This is a genomic window from Hominilimicola sp., from assembly GCF_046972485.1.
GTDB lineage: Bacteria > Bacillota > Clostridia > UBA1381 > UBA1381 > Hominilimicola > Hominilimicola fabiformis.
In genome coordinates this window covers 1-18,878 of the sequence record NZ_JBKVWU010000034.1, presented here as the reverse complement: position 1 = coordinate 18,878, position 18,878 = coordinate 1, and the positions used below count along the sequence as shown (strand labels likewise).

Annotated in this window: 15 protein-coding genes; 14 read left to right on the top strand and 1 reads right to left on the bottom strand. The window is 40.1% G+C overall.

The genetic code is table 11. The features are described 5' to 3' along the window. The 13 genes from ACLTU0_RS05620 to ACLTU0_RS05560 all read left to right on the top strand — a co-directional run. On the top strand, nt 1-1,392 hold a 1,392-nt coding region (locus ACLTU0_RS05620; protein WP_412321618.1), incomplete at its 5' end, for a V-type ATP synthase subunit B. Between the two features lie 21 nt (nt 1,393-1,413). Next, complete coding sequence (locus tag ACLTU0_RS05615) at nt 1,414-1,914, top strand: V-type ATP synthase subunit D (protein ID WP_412321617.1); 501 nt, start codon at nt 1,414-1,416, stop codon at nt 1,912-1,914. A gap of 4 nt (nt 1,915-1,918) precedes the next feature. Then, nucleotides 1,919-2,038 carry a V-type ATP synthase subunit D gene (locus tag ACLTU0_RS05610; protein WP_412321619.1) on the top strand — a complete coding sequence of 40 codons (120 nt, stop codon included), beginning with the start codon at nt 1,919-1,921 and terminating at the stop codon, nt 2,036-2,038. Between the two features lie 115 nt (nt 2,039-2,153). Next, entirely contained in the window at nt 2,154-4,454 is a 2,301-nt protein-coding gene (locus ACLTU0_RS05605; RefSeq protein WP_412321616.1) for a diguanylate cyclase domain-containing protein, read from the top strand. A 117-nt stretch (nt 4,455-4,571) separates the two neighbouring features. After that, nucleotides 4,572-5,327, top strand: a complete 756-nt coding sequence (locus ACLTU0_RS05600) for a LuxR C-terminal-related transcriptional regulator (RefSeq protein WP_412321615.1) — start codon at nt 4,572-4,574, stop codon at nt 5,325-5,327. A gap of 218 nt (nt 5,328-5,545) precedes the next feature. Beyond that, nucleotides 5,546-6,265, top strand: a complete 720-nt coding sequence (locus tag ACLTU0_RS05595) for an urea amidolyase associated protein UAAP1 (RefSeq protein ID WP_147514654.1) — start codon at nt 5,546-5,548, stop codon at nt 6,263-6,265. An 18-nt stretch (nt 6,266-6,283) separates the two neighbouring features. Further along, nucleotides 6,284-6,931 carry an urea amidolyase associated protein UAAP2 gene (locus ACLTU0_RS05590; RefSeq protein WP_022230593.1) on the top strand — a complete coding sequence of 216 codons (648 nt, stop codon included), beginning with the start codon at nt 6,284-6,286 and terminating at the stop codon, nt 6,929-6,931. Between the two features lie 23 nt (nt 6,932-6,954). Then, on the top strand, nt 6,955-10,542 hold the full coding sequence (uca, locus tag ACLTU0_RS05585; protein WP_412321614.1) for an urea carboxylase: 3,588 nt from the start codon (nt 6,955-6,957) through the stop codon (nt 10,540-10,542). 3 nt (nt 10,543-10,545) lie between these two features. Then, nucleotides 10,546-12,243 (top strand): allophanate hydrolase, encoded by a 1,698-nt coding sequence (locus ACLTU0_RS05580; protein ID WP_412321613.1) that lies wholly within the window; start codon nt 10,546-10,548, stop codon nt 12,241-12,243. A gap of 65 nt (nt 12,244-12,308) precedes the next feature. Further along, nucleotides 12,309-12,704: a P-II family nitrogen regulator gene (locus ACLTU0_RS05575; protein ID WP_308456611.1), complete on the top strand. Its 396-nt coding sequence runs from the start codon at nt 12,309-12,311 to the stop codon at nt 12,702-12,704. A gap of 16 nt (nt 12,705-12,720) precedes the next feature. Beyond that, nucleotides 12,721-14,133 (top strand): APC family permease, encoded by a 1,413-nt coding sequence (locus tag ACLTU0_RS05570; protein WP_308456610.1) that lies wholly within the window; start codon nt 12,721-12,723, stop codon nt 14,131-14,133. 102 nt (nt 14,134-14,235) lie between these two features. Beyond that, nucleotides 14,236-14,820, top strand: a complete 585-nt coding sequence (locus ACLTU0_RS05565; RefSeq protein WP_022230598.1) for a xanthine phosphoribosyltransferase — start codon at nt 14,236-14,238, stop codon at nt 14,818-14,820. A gap of 1 nt (nt 14,821) precedes the next feature. After that, a complete protein-coding gene (locus tag ACLTU0_RS05560) occupies nt 14,822-16,138 on the top strand; it encodes a nucleobase:cation symporter-2 family protein (protein ID WP_022230599.1) in 1,317 nt (438 codons plus the stop codon). A 44-nt stretch (nt 16,139-16,182) separates the two neighbouring features. Here ACLTU0_RS05560 and eno read toward each other — a convergent pair whose 3' ends face one another. After that, a complete protein-coding gene (gene eno / locus ACLTU0_RS05555; protein WP_412321612.1) occupies nt 16,183-17,454 on the bottom strand; it encodes a phosphopyruvate hydratase in 1,272 nt (423 codons plus the stop codon). Nucleotides 17,455-17,630: 176 nt separating this feature from the next. On the opposite strand from eno, the gene ACLTU0_RS05550 reads away from it, so the two are divergent. Then, nucleotides 17,631-18,629 carry a stalk domain-containing protein gene (locus ACLTU0_RS05550; protein ID WP_412321611.1) on the top strand — a complete coding sequence of 333 codons (999 nt, stop codon included), beginning with the start codon at nt 17,631-17,633 and terminating at the stop codon, nt 18,627-18,629. Nucleotides 18,630-18,878 lie beyond the last annotated feature (249 nt).

The window sequence follows — 18,878 nt, the reverse complement described above, 5'->3', positions numbered from 1 at the left end:
GAATATATGGGTCTTAATAATATTCAGGGTCCTTTGGCAGTTATCGAGGGAGTAGACGATACATTCTATGAAGAAATGGTTACAGTTACTCTTGACAACGGCGAGAAAAGAATAGGACGAGTTATTGAGATTTCCGGTGATAAAGCGGTAATACAGGTTTTTGAGGGTACTTCAAATCTGTCACTTACCAACACTAAAACAAAATTTATGGGCGAGCCGATGCGTTTGCCGCTTTCAAAAGAAATGCTTGGCAGAACGCTTGACGGTATCGGCAGACCGATTGACGGTTTGGGCGATTACTTTGCGGACGAAGTTCGTGACGTAAACGGTCAGCCTATCAATCCCGTTTCGCGTGAATACCCGAACAACTTTATTCAGACAGGTATTTCGTCAATAGACTGTCTTGCCACACTTATAAGAGGTCAAAAGCTTCCTATATTCTCAGGCGACGGTCTTCCGCATGACGACCTTGCCGTACAGATTGCAAGACAGGCAAAGGTTGTTGACCCTGATGACGAAAACGGAGAAAAGTTCGCTATCGTATTCGCGGCAATGGGCGTTAAGCATGACGTTGCAAACTACTTTAAAAAGTCATTTGAAGAAAGCGGTGTTTTGGGTAAGGTTGTAATGTTCTTAAATCTTTCAAATGACCCTGTCGTTGAAAGAATTATTACACCGAGATGTGCGCTTACAGCGGCAGAATATCTTGCATTTAAGCACGATATGCACGTACTTGTAATACTTACCGATATGACGTCATACGCGGAGGCACTTCGTGAGGTTTCATCTTCAAAGGGTGAAATTCCGTCAAGAAAGGGTTTCCCTGGTTATCTGTATTCAGATTTGGCTTCACTTTATGAACGTGCAGGTATTATCAAGGACGCAAAGGGATCGGTTACACAAGTGCCGATTTTGACAATGCCTAACGATGATATTACTCACCCAATCCCTGACCTTACCGGTTACATTACAGAGGGACAGATAGTTTTGGGCAGAGAGCTTAGCCTTAAAGGCGTATATCCGCCTGTTTCAATTCTTCCGTCACTTTCGCGTTTGATGAAGGACGGTATCGGTGAAGGCTTTACAAGAGCCGACCACCCTGAACTTTCAAACCAGCTTTTTGCGGCATATTCAAAGGTTGAGGACGCAAAGAGTTTGGCGTCAGTTATCGGTGAAGATGAACTTTCCGATATGGATAAGAAGTATATCAAGTTCGGCAGAGCGTTTGAGGAAAAGTTCCTTACACAAGGTAAGAATGAAAACAGAACTATTGACGATACTTTAAATCTTGGTTGGGAGCTTTTGGGTATGCTGCCTAAGAGTGAACTTGACAGAGTCAGCGATAAGACTCTTGAAAAATATTATCGTCCTGTGGAGGACGAAGAAGTATAATCCTGAGAGGGGGAATTTCAGATGGCAAAGACGTTAGCACCTACAAAAGGTAACTTGATGATGGCAAAAAACACATTGCGTCTTTCAAAGCAAGGCTATGAAATGCTTGATAAAAAACGAAATATCCTAATCAGAGAAATGATGCTTTTGATAGAGGAGGCAAAGGAAGTCGAGGCGAAAATCGAAGAAACCTTTGCCGCTGCATATAAGGCTTTGGAATCGGCAAACGTAATAATGGGTGTGAGCAAGGTGCAGAACCTTGCTCATTCGGCAGTGCTTGAAAACAGCGTAAAAGTTGATTTACGCAGTGTTATGGGCGTTGAAATACCTGTTGTTACGGCTGATAAGCCTGACGGCAGACCTGTTTACGGATTTAACGGAACGTCCTCGGCACTTGACGAGGCAAGCGTTAAATTTAACGAAGTTAAAGTGATGACGGTTAAGCTTACGGAAATTGAAAATGCGGTTTATCGTTTGGCTATGAACATAAAGAAAAACGCAAAAGAGAGCAAATGCTCTTGAAAATATTACGATACCTCTTTATGATAAACTGTCTAAGGATATTCAGAATGCTCTTGAAGAAAAAGAACGTGAGGAGCATACTCGTTTGAAAATCATTAAAAGAACAAAAGAAAAACAGGGATAACAGACAAAAAAAGCTACTTTATACAGTAGCTTTTTTTATGCGAAAAATGTATAATATTCTTGATTTTTATATGTACAGTATGTTATAATATTGTCGAATATGAAGAGGTGGAATTATGGCAGTGAAGAAAAGAAAAATAAGCAAATTTGTTGCCGTAACAATGGCAATATTTGTTGTTTTATATGCAGTTGTATTTTCGACAAGTTTGTATGTACAAAAGACAGCTGAACAACAATGTTATGACACTTTGAGAAAATCTACTGAAAATTTAGGCAAGGAAATAAAAAATAATATATACAGCAATCAAGAACAGCTTGAAATTATAGCCGATGTAATCGCAAGTCGAGGTAATGCGGATTCGGAACAGACAAAACATATATTGCAGTCATATATGACAAGAGGACAGATTTCGCATCTTGAAGTGTTATTGCCCGACAACAGGGTGATAACGTCTGACGGAAACTATGCAGACGTGTCGGGTATTTTGTCATACGCGGAAGAGGTTGAAAAAGGCGAATACGTTTCACCAAATTCGACAGTGGATATAAGTCACGGTGATAAAAAAGTGCTGAAATGTGCAGTACCTATTTTGAAGAGTGGCAAAACGATAGGTATTCTTTACGGTATTATAGAAGTTGATTCACTTCCGACTTATTATGTTGCAGAGTCATATGCCGAAAATGCGTCAATATATTTGATTGACGGTGACAGCGGCGATTTTATTATGGATACTTGGCATTTGTCGCTCGGAAATATAGCTGATTGGAGCAATCACAAAGTAAAAAACGACTTAAAAACTTCAGAAATAGACAAGGATATAAAGAGCGGAAAAAACGGTTATTTAATCGGCTATTCCGAGAGGGCAAAAGAGAATATGTACTCGTATTATACGCCTGTCGGTATCAATAATTGGTCGGTTATGCTTTCTATACCGGAAAGTACCGTTATGAAAATTGCATGGAAAATCAAACAAGCCATGTATGTGATGGCTGTGATTACGGTGATTATCATTGTGGCATATTTTTTATGGCTGTTGTCGTTAAGAAAAAAAGATATTAACAAAGTGGAATATATGCTTGAAGTCGAGAAATCGTTGTTTGACGCACACAAGCATACCGAAAATGTCGATAATACTTTAGGTAAAGTTGCTGACTATATGAAAGCCGAAACCGCATTTTTTACAAAGGTTAAAAACGGAATAATCGATGAAGTATACTGTTGGTCAAATAAAGAGAATTTTGATATTAATGCGGCTGAAAACAGACCTGTAAAAGTTGTTATTCCTGGATTTAACGGTGACGGAACAAGTATGAAATTCGGTAAAAAGTTATATAATCTGAGAGATTACGGATTGCCGTATGACTATTATATCGACAGCTATATCGTAACGTCTGTATATGACGTGAAAAAACGTTTTGTCGGTGTACTCGGTGTTGTCAATATGGATAAGGTGTGGAAAAATGCCGATTATATCGAAAATGTTGCAGGCACTTTCTCGTTGGCTGTAAATAATATTTCTTCTTATAAGTCACTAAGGGAAATGGGAATTATAGATTCTCTTACGGGACTTTTAAACAGAAATTGTTTTGAACAGACGATTGAAAATTTGGATAAGAATGAATACAGAAATGTAGCGTGTGTTTATATTGACGCAAACGGATTGCATAATATTAATAACCGTTTCGGTCATGAGGCGGGTGACAATATGCTTAAAGCCGTTGCGCAGGCATTGCAGAGCAAATTCGGTTCGGATAAAACGTATCGTATCGGCGGTGATGAATTTGTTGCGTTTACTTTCGGAGATAGTGAAAAACAAATCGAAGAAAATATTGAAAGTATAAAGAACGATATTGAAAAACAGGGTTACAGTATATCGTACGGCGTGTCGTTCAGCGAGGTTTCAACCAATGCTGAAAGATTTATAAAACAAGCCGAAAGAAATATGCTTGACAATAAGTATTCGTATTATCATAAAAAGAGCGTCGAAAATAATAAGGACGACGATTGGACTATCAGCAAAGCAAATATCAGCGAACACGATATGGATACATTCTTGTCGGCTGTCGCTTCGAAATTTACGGGCGGTTATATCGTAAATTTTGATGATGATACAGTAAGAGTAATATATGTTCCGAAGTTCTTTAAGAGTATGCTGAAAATTACAAACGGTAAATTCAAAGAGGCTCTTAGAATGTATTTGAATGAAAAAGTTGATTCAAAATATCATCGTAATTATGAACCGTTCTTTGATTATGAGTGGATAGAAAGACAAATTCAAGAGGGTAATGTTCCTGAGATTGAATTTGAACGTACAAACGGTGAACTTGCAAAAATGCAAATTATTAAAGCACCTGATTACAGCGAAAATCACAGAGAAACGGTTTGGATTTTTGAAACAATAAAAGAAGTTGAGTAAAATAAAAACAGGTCTGTTCAAAAACAGACTTGTTTTTTGTTATAAGTATGTTATAATAGAAAAAGCTTGAATATTATCGAAAACTGTTTATTTTCGCTGGAAATCGGAGGAGAAATTATGCTTACGGAAAATGAATGGAATACTATTAATAATATGCTGCTTGAGCTATACACGATTGATGAACTTGATGTATTTACGAGCAAAATAATGAAAATGATACGAATGCTTATTCCGTACACGAAGGGCTGGTTTATCATTTCAGACGATGACCGCAAAATCAGAAAAGAGCAATCGTATTTTATCGGCTTGGACACGGACGTAAAGGATAAGTACACAGATGTTTTTTACAATGAGGATTATATTCAATATCTGTACGACTTTGTTTCGGAAACGAGTGTTTACAAGGACACGAGTATTCTTGAAAGTGATGTTCGTGAAAAAACGGATTTTTACATAAAATTTTTAAAACCCGAGGACATTATATTCGGGTGCGGTATCATTCTGATAAAAAATTCAAGAATTATAGGAATGTTCAATCTTTTCAGAAATGAAAAGAGCGGTGACTTTAATGAAAAAGAGTTGTACGTTTTGAACTTACTTAAAAATCACATTGCAAATATGCTCCATAATGTTATGCGTCTTGACAGAGCAAGCATTACGGTAAACAAAAGTCTTAACAACTTTGCAAAAACTTATGGTTTAACGTCAAGAGAATCGGAAATCTTAAGCCTTATCAACAAAGGTTTGTCAAATCAAGAAATTTCGGATAAAGTTGTCATATCCGTTTCAACGGTGAAAAAGCATATTTACAATATATACAACAAAACTGGAGTTTCAAGCAGAGGTCAGCTTATTTCGTTATTTCTTGAATGAGTAGAACTAAAGTAGTAGAAAAATCAAACTTTCGGATAATTGAAAAAAATCTTTTGCGGTTGTATAATAAACACAAGATGAAAGCAAAGAGGCTTTAAGGTATTGAAACAAATATCTTAAAGCCTTTTTTAGTATCACAGTACAAGCAAAGGGGCTTAACTGATTTTAAATCGGTTAAGTCCCGTTTTTTATTTGATTAGAAAAAGGAGAGAAACATTATGCAGAAACTTTTTACAAAGGAATTCAGACCGGGTGAAAAATGGTCGGGACTTATCGGAAAGAACAAATATATTCACTTTAAAGCACTTGGAGATAATGCCAATGTATCAATTCTTCTTTACAATATGAGAGATACATCTGAAAGATACAATATGCCTGATACTCTAAAGGCACAATACACAGCACATCTTACAAAGGGCAATGTGCTTATGAGCGACAACGGCAGGGTGTTGGCGAGTATCACGGAGGACAGCTTAGGTTGGCATGATTCAATCTGCGGTCACACAACCAGAAAGATGACCGATGAAAAATACGGCAAGACATCATATCAGGAACAAGGCAATGATTTTTACAGATGCGGCGAAGAAAACTTCAAGATTGAACTTGTCCGCAACAATATGGGTAAAAGAGATATTGTACCATGCGTAAATCTTTTCTCAAAGGTGTATGTTGATGAGGACGGAAGTATGAACTATGTTTCGGATCACTGTAAAAAGGGTGCTACGGTAACGCTAAGAACAGAAATGGATATTATCTTTGTTGTTTCAAACACACCTAATCCGCTTGATCCGTCAACGGAATATCCGGCTGTTCCCGTTACAATGGAGGTTTATGACGCTCCAAAGACAGACCTTATGGACGAATGTGTAAATTCACGTGATGAAAATTACAGAGCATTTGAAAACACATGGGATTACTACAACTTACTTGGCGAATAATCAGAGGAGGAAAAGATTATGTATGGATTTATTGAAAAAGACAGTGATTTGAAAATAGAGGACGCAGTATATGACGAGGTGCTTAATGCAGGACTTGGCTGGATGCACGAATTGAAAAAAGGTCAGACATTCAGAATACTTGATATTGAGGGTAACCAAGCCGTTGATACGACATTTTATGATTTGGAAAATCCCGAGGATCACTACGGTGCGGTACAGACAATCGTGGCACAGAAAAATATTTATTTGACAACGGGAAGTATTTTAAGAGCCGAGTCGGGCAAGCCGTTACTTGAAATCACAGCAGACAAGACAGGCAGACACGATACTTTGGGCGGTGCTTGTTCATCGCAAAGCAATACAGTCAGATATGCGAGAGAAAAGAGATATATGCACAACTGCCGTGACAGCTTTATGTTACAGCTTGCTGACACTACGGCAGATATTAAAAAGCGTGACCTTGCACCTAATATCAACTTCTTTATGAATGTGCCTATCACAAAAGAGGGCGGATATAAATTTGATGACGGTGTATCGGCACCGGGCAAGTATGTTGAGATGAAAGCATTGGCAGATGTTATGATTCTTATAAGCAACTGTCCGCAGCTAAACAATCCGTGTAACGCATACAACCCTACACCCGTAAGACTTCTTATCTGGGATTAATAAATTGGCAAAGGAAGATTAATATGTTCAGTAAAGTTTTAATAGCAAACAGAGGTGCAATCGCCGTAAGAATTGAAAGAACGCTTGCTAAGATGGGCGTAAAGAGTGTGGCTGTTTACTCAAAGGCAGACAGGGACAGCTTGCACGTTGAAAATGCCGATGAGGCGGTATATCTTGGCGAGGGTACGGCAAAAGACACATACCTTGACGTTGATAAAATAATCAAAGCGGCACTTGATACAGGTGCGGAAGCAATACATCCCGGTTACGGATTTTTAAGTGAAAACACTGTTTTCGCCGCAAAGTGTGAAGAAAACAATATCAAGTTTGTAGGACCTGATTCAAGTCAAATTAAGCTTTTCGGTTTGAAACACTCCGCAAGAGAAATTGCACAAAAAGCAAACGTACCGCTTTTGTCCGGTACGGGACTTTTAAAAGGTGTTGACGAGGCGATTGTCGAGGCTGAAAAAATCGGTTATCCGGTAATGATAAAGAGTACAGCCGGCGGCGGTGGTATCGGTATAAGAATTTGTGAAAACAAGGATGAGCTTGTTGCGTCATACGACAACGTTTGTCACCTTGCGGAAAGCAATTTCAATGACGCAGGCGTATTTCTTGAAAAATATATCAGAAAAGCAAGACACGTTGAAGTACAGATTTTCGGTAATGAATACGGTGAAGTTGCAACGCTCGGTGAACGTGATTGTTCGGTTCAGAGAAGAAACCAAAAGGTTGTCGAGGAATCTCCGGCACCGAATTTGTCTGATACGGTTCGTGAACAAATGTATACAGCCGCAAAGAGTCTTGCAAAGACAAGCGGTTACAGAAGTGCCGGTACTGTTGAATTTCTTTATGACGAGTCTGACGAAAAGTTCTATTTTCTTGAAGTCAATACAAGATTACAGGTTGAACACGGTATAACGGAAGAAGTTTACGGTGTTGACCTTGTTGAATGGATGATTAAAGAGGCGGCAGGCGAGCTTAAAGGTATTGAAGAATTTAAGGCAGTGCCGAACGGACATTCAATCGAAGTCAGAGTATATGCGGAGGACTGTATAAATAATTTCAGACCGTGCAGCGGTAAGATTGACGATGTTACATTCAGCGGCAAAGCGAGAGTTGAAACTTGGATAAGAAAGAATATCGAAATTTCCGCATTGTATGACCCTATGCTTGCAAAACTTATTGTTCATGCGGAAAACAGAGAAAAAGCGGTTGAAAAAATGCTTGACGTTTTGACCGAATCAAAGATTTACGGCATAACGACAAACTTAGAATATTTAAAGAGTCTTATCCTTACAGGCGATTATAAAGACGGAAAGTTGTTTACAAAAATGCTTGAGGGATTTTTACCTGAAGAAAATGCACTTGAAGTGCTTGACGGCGGTGTTCAGTCAACGGTACAAGATGCTGACGGTATGATTGGGTACTGGACTGTCGGTGTACCGCCTTGCGGTGCTATGGACGCGTACAGCTTTAAAATAGGTAATAAATTGCTTGGTAACGACCTTAATGCGGCAGGTATTGAGCTTACAATGCGCGGCGGTACATACAGATTCAGAACGACCGCAAGTTTTTGTATAACAGGTGCGGATATGCAGGCAACGCTTGACGGTGAAAGTGTGCCGATGTACACGGTTATAAGTGCGTCACCTATGCAAGAGCTTAAATTTAAAACCGCCGCAAAAGGTATGAGAACATATCTTCTTGTTAAGGGCGGTATAGACGTACCTAAGATTATGGGTTCATCATCAACATTCTGTGACGGTAAATTCGGCGGTCATAACGGACGTGCATTGAGAACGGGTGATGTACTTCATCTTGCAGAGGATTGTCAGGCAGATAACTTTAATTCATTTGATGGTAAGTATATTCCTAAGATTGATAATACATGGACTATCGGCGTTTTGCCGGGTCCGCAGCCTACTTATGAATATTTGAAACCTGAATATCTTGACACGCTTACAAGTTCGGAATATACCGTAAACTTTAACAGTGCAAGAACGGGTATCAGACTTAACGGACCTGTTCCGCAGTGGGTGAGAGAGGACGGCGGTGAAGCGGGACTTCATCCGTCAAATATACACGATAACGCATACGCAATCGGTACGCTTGACCCTACAGGCGACCAGTCGATTTTATTAGGTCCTGACGGTCCGTCGCTTGGAGGATTTGTTTGCCCGGTTACAACGGCAAAAGGTGAAATGTGGAAACTGGGTCAATTACATCCGGGCGATAAAGTTCACTTTCAGCTTCTAACCCTTGAACAAGCCGAAACTATAAGAAAAAATCAAGATAAAAATATCAATCTTGATTATACGGACGTTGTTCTTCCGAAGCCTGCTCAGCTTGACGCGTCATATTCGATTATGGCAGAGGGAACACACGACAATACCGATTACAAAATCAGATTGCAGGGTGAAGAAAATATCCTTGTTGAATACGGCGATATGGTGCTTGATATTGAACTGCGTTTCAGAGTACATATCCTTATGAACGAAATCAAAAAATCGGATTTACCTGTAATTGATATGACACCGGGTATTCGTTCATTGCAAGTACATTTTGATGTAAATAAAATTTCTGCGAGAGAAGTTTGTGAAAAAGTAAAAGAAATCAATGCAAATCTTTCATCGCTGGACGATATAACAGTACCGTCAAGAATTATCAAACTTCCGCTTTCATGGGACGATCCGCAAACACAGCTTGCCGCAAAGCGTTATCAGCAGACAGTAAGACCGAATGCACCTTGGTGTCCGTCTAACCCTGAATTTATCAGAAGAATTAACGGTCTTGACAGTATCGGGGACGTTCAGAATATTGTGTTTGACGCAGATTATCTTGTACTTGGTTTGGGTGACGTTTATCTTGGCGCACCGGTTGCGACACCGGTTGACCCGCGTCACAGAATGGTAACGACAAAGTATAATCCGGCAAGACCTTGGACGCCTGAAAACGCTGTCGGTATCGGCGGAGCATACCTTTGCGTATACGGTATGGAGGGCCCCGGCGGTTATCAGTTTGTCGGACGTACAATTCAGATGTGGAATCCGTTAAGAGAAACGGAGTATTTCAAAAAAGGTAAGCCGTGGCTTTTGAATTTCTTTGACAGACTTAAATTTTATCCGTGCAGTGCCGATGAGATTTTACAGTACAGAGATGATTTTCTTAGAGGTAAATTCCACATTGATATTGAGGAAACTACATTTAATTTGGGTAAGTACAAGGAATATCTTGAAAGTATTAAAGAGTCCGCTCAAAAATTCAAGGCACATCAAGAGGCATCATTCCAAGCAGAAAGACAGAGATGGATTGAAAACGGACTTGACCATTTTGAATCGGATACGGAAACGGCAGATACTCACGCAGATGACGTTTTGCCTGACGGCTGTGAGCCGATTAACGCAACTATTCCGGGCAGTGTATGGAAAGTCTTGATTGAAGAAGGTCAGGAAGTTAAGAAAGGCGATACGGTTGCCGTTTTGGAAAGTATGAAGATGGAATTCCCTATTGAGAGTGAATACAGCGGAGTAATTGAAAAGGTATTTATAAAGACAAGTCAACAGGTTGACGCAGGTCAGATGATTGCGGCTGTAAAAACGGAGGAATAAGTAATGAAGTTTTTCCCTAAGAAATTATCATTGAAATGGATAAATCAAGCGTATGACAATAACGAACTTACACCTTACGAGCTTGTCGATGAAATTTTGAAAAGAGCCGAAGAAAATAAGGACAAGAATATTTGGATAGTTGCTCCGTCAAGAGAGCTTATGGAAAAGTATATCTCAAAACTTCCGCCGAGAAGTGAGGATAAACCGCTGTGGGGAATACCGTTCGCGATAAAGGATAATATCGACCTTGAGGGCGTTCCGACAACGGCGGCTTGCCCCGAATATTCGTATATGCCGAAAAAAAGTGCGTTTGTGGTACAGAAGTTAATTGACACAGGTGCGTTCCCTGTCGGAAAGACAAATCTTGACCAATTTGCAACGGGACTTGTCGGTACAAGAAGTCCGTACGGTGAAGTGCATAATGCGTATGACGATAAAATGATTAGCGGCGGCTCAAGTTCGGGTTCTGCGGTGTCGGTTGCTTTGGGTATGGCGGCGTTTTCGCTCGGTACCGATACGGCAGGCTCCGGAAGAGTACCCGCAATGCTAAATACACTTGTGGGTTTTAAACCGTCATTGGGTGCGTGGTCCACATCCGGAGTAGTACCGGCTTGTGCAAGCCTTGACTGTGTGACGTTATTTGCAAACAGTCTTGAAGATACCGAAACAGTCAATCAATATGCCAAAGACTATGATACGGAATGTGTTTGGTCGAAAGAATATGAGGATAAAGGTAAAAAACTTCCCGAAAAAATATATCTTCCTTTGGAAGAACCTACATTTTTCGGTGATAACGCAGATGTTCATAAGGCTAAATGGTATTCGGCAACGGAACGTATAAAAAAACTCGGAGTTAAGGTTGAATATATTGATTATAAAATGTTTTATGATGCCGCGTTAATTCTTTATGACGGTGCGTATGTTGCGGAAAGATGGGCTGACTTAAAAGAATTTGTCAGTGAAAACGAAGATAAAGTTTTTCCTGTTACCAAGAAAATTCTTCAGTCGGGCGGTACGGAAGAAAAGACCGCCGCAAGACTGTTTGAAGATTTGCATATGTTGCAATATTACAGACACAAGGCAAAGGAAATATTAAAAAATGCCGTTATGATAATGCCGACGGCAGGAGGCACATTCACAAGAGAACAAGTAAGGGAAGATCCCGTAAAGACGAACAGCTTAATGGGACTTTATACAAATCACTGCAACTTGCTTGACCTTATGGCAGTGGCAGTACCGGAAAATACGCAAGATAAAAATTTACCGTTCGGAATTACGATTTTCGGACTTGCGGACAGTACAAATCTTGTACTTCAAACAGCGGAAAGTTTTCTTAAAACCGAAAGTATCGATTTTGCGGTATGCGGACTTCACAAAAAGGGATATGCCCTTGAAAGTCAGCTCACCGAATTGGGAGCGGAGTATATCGAAAGTACAGCGACTGCAAAGGAGTACAAGCTGTACAAACTCAATACAAATCCGATTAAGCCCGGACTTGTGAGAGCGGAAAACGGTGAAAATATAAATATTGATATATTCAAAATACCCGTTTCAAAGCTCGGAAGTTTTATGAGTAACGTAAGCACACCGCTTTCGATAGGAAATGTCGAGCTTATCGACGGCAGACGGGTGAAAGGTTTTCTTTGCGAAGAATACGCCGTAAAAGATGCGGAAGATATAACAAGTAAAAAAAGTTTTTAATATACAACGGCGTATAGAACACATGTGTTCTATACGCCTGTTTTAACAAAACGGAGGTAAAAATAATGGAAGCTGAATTTTCAAGAATAGAGATTATAGGAAGTATGTCTAAGGTTTCGGCATTTATCGAAATGCTTAGCTCAAAACACATCAAGGAAATACATAAGCTCGGAATATCGGGCATAACCGTTTACAATGCTATGGGTTGCGGTGTGCAGAGCGGAAGTTCGGAGTATATGCTTGATTTTACGGAACAGCCGTTAAGACTTCTTCCGAAAAGTACTATGATTATGATATGTGAAACGTCTAAAGTTAAAGAAGTTATAGAATTTTTGAAAAAAGAATTTTATACGGGACACATCGGTGACGGAAAAATATTTGTGTCTGACGTTCGTAATATTATTCGTATCAGAACGGGCGAAGACGGAATTGACGCTTTGCAGAAATCAAAGATAGATTAAATCGGAGGTTACTCATATGAAAAAAATCAGTCTTTTTGGTGCAGTATCAACCGGTGTGGGTATGCTTATCGCAACGAGCTGTTTCGTTTCGTCGGCAAGCGGCTCAAGTGCGGTCGGTACACCGTTCGTTATTGCTATCGTCATAGCGTGTATAGCAAATATGCTTGCGGTTTTGTCGATAGCCGAATTAAATGCGATAATGCCTAACCTTACCGGCGGTATCGCTCAATACACTCTTGCCGGACTCGGTCCGTTGTTGACTATTGTAACGATGGTCGGCGGTTATTTAATAAGCAATGTTTTCGCCGCACCTGCCGAAGGTGCGATGTTCGCGAATGTAATGACGGAAATGACGGGTGAGGCGATACCGCCTGCGGTGTTCAGCGTGGGAATAACGATTGTTCTTATATTCATTAATCTAAAAGGCGTGAATATGTCAACGCTTTTGCAGGAAATCGTTGCGGCATTTATGGTAGTGTCATTGCTTGCACTCGGTATTATCGGCGCACTCGGTTTGGGTTCGGGTGAACAGGTGGCACAAGATGCGGTTATTTCGTCGGATTTAAAGGACATTCTTCCGCTTACCGCAACGGCATTTTGGTTCTTTATCGGTGCGGAGTTTATTGTACCTTTGGGTAAAGATATGAAAAGTCCTAAAAAAGTACCGCTAAGTATGGTGCTTTCGCTCGGCATAATGGGAATTATTCAAATATTGCTTGTATTCGGATTTAAGAATTATACATTGTGGTCCGATCTTGGAAGTGCAGCGTCACCACACGTTCTTTATGCGGTGAATATGCTCGGTAAGTGGGGCAGATATTGGATGATTATTGTCGCTATATTTGCGGCGGTAAGTACGCAAAACTCTATTATTTGTTCGGTTTCGGAAATATGCTGCGGAATGGCAAAGATGAATCTTCTTCCGGCGTTTTTTCAAAAGAAAAACAAAAACGGAGCACCTTATTGGGTTATTATAATTTTGGGTGTGCTTACTTGCATTATCGAGGCATCGGGCATTTCGACAGGTGAACAGGTGGCATTTTTAACTCTTACTTGCTCGCTTTTCTGGATGCTTTCATATATTACATCACACGTCAATGTAATTATGCTAAGACGCAAAATGAAAAACGTTCCGCGTAACTTCAAAACACCGCTTTTCCCGCTTTTGCAAATCGTGGGTATAGCACTTCAGGTGTATATGATGTTCAATATATCAACTGACCCTGTACAAAGAAGAAATATATATATTTTGTGCTTTGTTCTGTTTGCGGCATTGTTTATATACGCATTCATTTGGGTTAAGTACAGACTTAAATTACCGCTTCTGAAAGGTATCGGAGTTCATCAGGTAATGATGATGGAAAGCCCTGAATATCATCGTGTTCACAGTGATTTGAAAAATGAAAGCAATACAAATATGGGGACTTAAAAAGTCCTCATATTTTTTTTGTAATTTGATGTCGATATTAATTGTATTATGGGTGTAGGTGTGGTATAATCGTATATATTTTATTATTTGAGGAGAGTAAAGATGAACTGTTTAGAGGAAAGAATTTTAAAGGACGGAATAGTTAAAGAGGGTAACGTGCTTAAAGTGGACAGCTTTTTAAATCATCAAATGGACATTGATTTGTTTAATGAGATGGGCAAGGAATGGAAAAAACGCTTTGAGGGTGCGAATATAAATAAAATTTTGACTATCGAGGCATCGGGTATAGGTATTGCCTGTATCGCCGCACAACATTTCGGTGTACCTGTTGTTTTTGCGAAAAAATCAAAGAGCGTAAATCTTGAGGGTGAAATGTACGTTGCGGAGGTTGAGTCATTCACGCACAAATGCAAAAATCAGGTTATTGTTGCGAAAAAGTTTTTGAATGAAAACGATCGTGTATTGATTATCGATGATTTCTTGGCAAACGGTTGTGCGCTGCAGGGATTAATTCAGATAGTCAAGTCAGCCGGTGCAACGGTTGAGGGGATAGGAATAGCTGTTGAAAAAGGCTTCCAAGCAGGCGGAAGAATTATTCGTAACTTAGGTTTTCAATTAGAATCTTTGGCAATAGTTGACGATATGGACAGCAAAACAGGTATGATTAAATTCAGAGAGGAACAGTAAAATGAAAAACAGTGATATTAATAACATTTATAAGTTAGACGGAAAAGTGCCTGTTTCAAAAGCTATTCCGTTTGGTCTGCAACATATTTTGGCTATGTTCGTTGCGAATATCGCACCGATTATTATTGTTTCAAGTGCTTGCGGTTTAGACACAACCGAAACAGCAAGACTTATTCAGACGGCTATGATTGTTGCGGGAATAGGTTCTGTAATTCAGTTGTATCCTATATGGAAAGTCGGTTCGGGATTGCCGATTGTAATGGGAATAAGTTTTACGTTTGTATCTGTGTTCTGTTTTGTCGGTCCTACATACGGATACGGAGCCATTGTCGGAGCGGTTATTATAGGCGGAATTATTGAAGGCATACTCGGACTTTTTGCAAAGTATTGGGTTAAACTGATTTCGCCGATTGTGGCGGCTTCGGTTGTAACGGCTATCGGCTTTTCGCTTTTGTCGGTCGGCGCAACATCGTTCGGCGGCGGCTCGGGTGCGGAGGACTTCGGCTCGGCTAAAAATTTAATTCTCGGAACAATTACGTTGGTTTGTTGTATCGGATTTAATATTTTCGCTAAATCATATTGGAAACAGTTGTCCGTATTGTTCGGACTTATCGTAGGTTACATTGTGGCTGTGTGTATGGGTATGGTTGATTTTTCTGGATTGAGTACGGCACAAATCGTATCACTTCCGCAGATACTTCCGATTAAACCGACATTCAATATAGGCGCGATTATTTCCGTGCTTGTGATTTTCCTTGTGTCCGCAACGGAAACAATAGGAGATACATCGGCACTTGCGTCATCGGGATTAAATCGTGAGGTTTCAAAGAAGGAGCTTACAGGCTCAATCGCCGCAGACGGTTTTGTCAGTGCATTGTCGGGACTTTTCGGTTGTTTGCCGATTACATCGTTCAGCCAAAACGTGGGACTTGTTTCAATGACAAAAGTCGTAAACAGATTTACGATTTTCACAGGCTGCGTTATTATGGTTTTGGCAGGATTGTTCCCTATGTTCGGAACATTACTTGCAACATTGCCTGAGGCTGTGCTTGGCGGCTGTACGCTTATGATGTTCGGTAATATTGTTATAAGCGGTTTGCAGATGATTGCAAAATGCGGTTTTTCACAGAGAAATATTATTATCGCCGCATTGTCATTGAGTATCGGACTTGGCTTTACACAAGTTCCTGAAATTTTCTCAATCTTTCCGCAAATCATTCAAAACGTGTTCGCTGAAAACTGCGTTGCGGTTGTGTTCTTGGTTTCGATTATTTTGAATTTGGTGCTGCCGAAAAATATGGAGGCTCATCAATCATAAAAAAAACAGCAGACTATCCTAAAATAGTCTGCTGTTTTTTACGATTAAAATTTTCCGTATTGCGCGATACCGCAGAGTTCTTCTTCTATTCTCAAAAGCTGATTATATTTTGCAACTCTGTCTGTTCGGCTCGGTGCACCTGTTTTTATTTGTCCTGCGTTTACAGCAACGGCAATATCGGCGATTGTTGTATCTTCCGTTTCACCGCTGCGGTGTGATATAACGGCGGTATAGCCGTTTTTATGTGCCATTTCAACGGCGTCAAGCGTTTCGGAAAGTGTACCGATTTGATTAACCTTGATAAGAATTGAGTTTGCGACATCTGATAAAATACCTTTTTCAAGTCGTTTTGGGTTTGTGACGAACAAGTCATCGCCGACAAGCTGAATTTTATCGCCGAGCTTATCGGTAAGGATTTTCCAACCGTCCCAATCATCTTCTCCGAGTGCGTCCTCAATAGAGAAAATCGGATATTTTTCGCATAGGGTCTGCCAGTATTCAACAAGTTCCGAAGCAGTCTTTTTTATACCGGATTTCGGCAACAAATATGTTCCGTCATCTTGTAGCCATTCCGAAGACGCGGCATCTATGGCGATTTTAAAATCTTCACCTGCCTTGTAGCCTGCACGTCCGATTGCGCTCATTATAACTTCAAGTGCTTTTTCGTCTGTTTCAAGATTCGGTGCAAAACCGCCTTCGTCACCGACCGCGGTGGTATTACCCATTTCGGAAAGCACCTTTTTCAATTCGTGAAATACTTCACTGCACCAACGCAAGCCTTGTTTAAATGATTTTGCACCATACGGCATTATCATAAATTCCTGTATATCGACGTTGTTATTTGCGTGTGCACCGCCGTTTAATATGTTCATCATAGGTACGGGAAGTACATAAGAATTTATACCGCCTATATATTGAAAAAGCGGTATTTCAAGGCTTGCCGCAGCCGCTCTTGCAACGGCTAACGATACACCGAGTATTGCGTTTGCACCGAGATTTGATTTATTGTTTGTGCCGTCAAGCTCACACATTTTCATATCTATCGAGCGTTGGTCAAGTACATTCATACCGATTAACACATCTGCAATTTTTTCATTTACATTCGCCACAGCATTTTTTACACCTTTACCGCCGTAACGCTTTTTGTCATTATCCCTAAGTTCCACAGCCTCAAAAACACCTGTTGACGCGCCCGACGGAACGATTGCTCTGCCCGACGCACATTCTGTATGCACCTCAACTTCGACTGTCGGATTACCGCGTGAATCCATAACTTCACGTCCGAAAATGTCGACTATTTCAATGTACTGTTTCATAGATATATCCTCCTTTGATTTAGTTCATAATAGAGTATTACCAAATAATCACTGTATTATTCAAAACAAACACATATAATATGAAATTCGTAGGAAATAACAGCCATTGACGGATTAATATGATAAGTGTATAATGGGGGTGTACATATCAAGTTATCACAAAAGGAGAGTTGATTATGAAGAAATTTATTGGAATGGCACTTGCGGCGGTGATTTCGGCATCGTCATTTACGGCACTTGCGGCAGGGGCTATACCCGATCATCAAGGCACAAGTATGGACGGTATTGAAATCGGTACGGCTCAGCTTAATTCGGCGGTAAAAAGTTATTATGATTTATTCGAGCAGGCAGGCGACCAATACGGTGTAGACCCAAACTTGCTTGCGGCAATATGTATGCAGGAATCGTCGGGAAGAAATTTGAGTTACCGTGATGACGGAAGTGAATATCCGGCGTGGGGTATAATGCAGATTGAAAATACTTTGGAAAAATCATTCGCCAAGTTCGGTGAGGACACTACGGGAGAAAAATGGACGCTTCAAGACAGACTTGATCCGACTAAGGCAGTGCCGTTTGCGGCATATTTAATTTCACAGTCGCTTATCAGATATGATTGTGATTATATGAAAATGATTCAGTCGTATAACTTCGGACAAACCGTGCTTGACAGAATAATTGCGGCGAAGGGTGACGATTGGCTTTCGGAACGCGTCAATGCCGCACAGTATGCGACAAATTGGCCGTACAATACTTACGGTGACGCACAGTACATAGAACACGTTATGAGATATTATCATAATGATATTGATTACATAGGTGCAAAGGTAAGAATAGACGGTAAATTGCTTGCGTTTGACGACCAGTATCCGTTGCTTGAAACCATTGAAGGTGAAACGTATACAATGATACCTGTAAGAGGTATATCAGAGGCTCTCAATGCAAAAGTGGATTGGGACGGTGACAAGCAGGAAATTACAGTTAAAAAGGGCGGCGACGAAGTCGTGATGTATCTTGACAGTGATGTTGCGTACATAAATGATACACCGATAACGCTTGATGCACCCGCAACGCTTATGAACAACAGAACAATGGTTCCGCTTAGATTTGTCATGGAAGCATTTAATGTTACTGTTGATTGGAACGGTGACACAAGAACTGTTGAAATAACAAAATAAAAGTTAGTGAATATGTACAAAAAAGTATCGTTTGATTTTTATAATCTGACGGTACTTTTTTTGTTATCTTTATATGATAATGTGGTATATATGTAATATATGAAAGCTATTGCAAGGCTGTCGACAAAATGTCGCCAGCCCAAAAATTACATCATGCTGATGTAATTTTTGAGTTCTATCAGAGAAAAAATATAAAGTTCCTCCAAAGTCGAAACTTTAGATTTTAAGTCATTTCTGCCGCGCATGTCG

Excerpts from the sequence above, each read along its gene's own strand:
- ACLTU0_RS05615 (WP_412321617.1), top strand. The coding sequence starts at position 1,414 with ATGGCAAAGACGTTAGCACCTACAAAAGGTAACTTGATGATGGCAAAA.
- ACLTU0_RS05605 (WP_412321616.1), top strand. The coding sequence starts at position 2,154 with ATGGCAGTGAAGAAAAGAAAAATAAGCAAATTTGTTGCCGTAACAATG.
- ACLTU0_RS05600 (WP_412321615.1), top strand. The coding sequence starts at position 4,572 with ATGCTTACGGAAAATGAATGGAATACTATTAATAATATGCTGCTTGAG.
- ACLTU0_RS05595 (WP_147514654.1), top strand. The coding sequence starts at position 5,546 with ATGCAGAAACTTTTTACAAAGGAATTCAGACCGGGTGAAAAATGGTCG.
- ACLTU0_RS05590 (WP_022230593.1), top strand. The coding sequence starts at position 6,284 with ATGTATGGATTTATTGAAAAAGACAGTGATTTGAAAATAGAGGACGCA.
- uca (WP_412321614.1), top strand. The coding sequence starts at position 6,955 with ATGTTCAGTAAAGTTTTAATAGCAAACAGAGGTGCAATCGCCGTAAGA.
- ACLTU0_RS05580 (WP_412321613.1), top strand. The coding sequence starts at position 10,546 with ATGAAGTTTTTCCCTAAGAAATTATCATTGAAATGGATAAATCAAGCG.
- ACLTU0_RS05575 (WP_308456611.1), top strand. The coding sequence starts at position 12,309 with ATGGAAGCTGAATTTTCAAGAATAGAGATTATAGGAAGTATGTCTAAG.
- ACLTU0_RS05570 (WP_308456610.1), top strand. The coding sequence starts at position 12,721 with ATGAAAAAAATCAGTCTTTTTGGTGCAGTATCAACCGGTGTGGGTATG.
- ACLTU0_RS05565 (WP_022230598.1), top strand. The coding sequence starts at position 14,236 with ATGAACTGTTTAGAGGAAAGAATTTTAAAGGACGGAATAGTTAAAGAG.
- ACLTU0_RS05560 (WP_022230599.1), top strand. The coding sequence starts at position 14,822 with ATGAAAAACAGTGATATTAATAACATTTATAAGTTAGACGGAAAAGTG.
- eno (WP_412321612.1), bottom strand. The coding sequence starts at position 17,454 with ATGAAACAGTACATTGAAATAGTCGACATTTTCGGACGTGAAGTTATG.
- ACLTU0_RS05550 (WP_412321611.1), top strand. The coding sequence starts at position 17,631 with ATGAAGAAATTTATTGGAATGGCACTTGCGGCGGTGATTTCGGCATCG.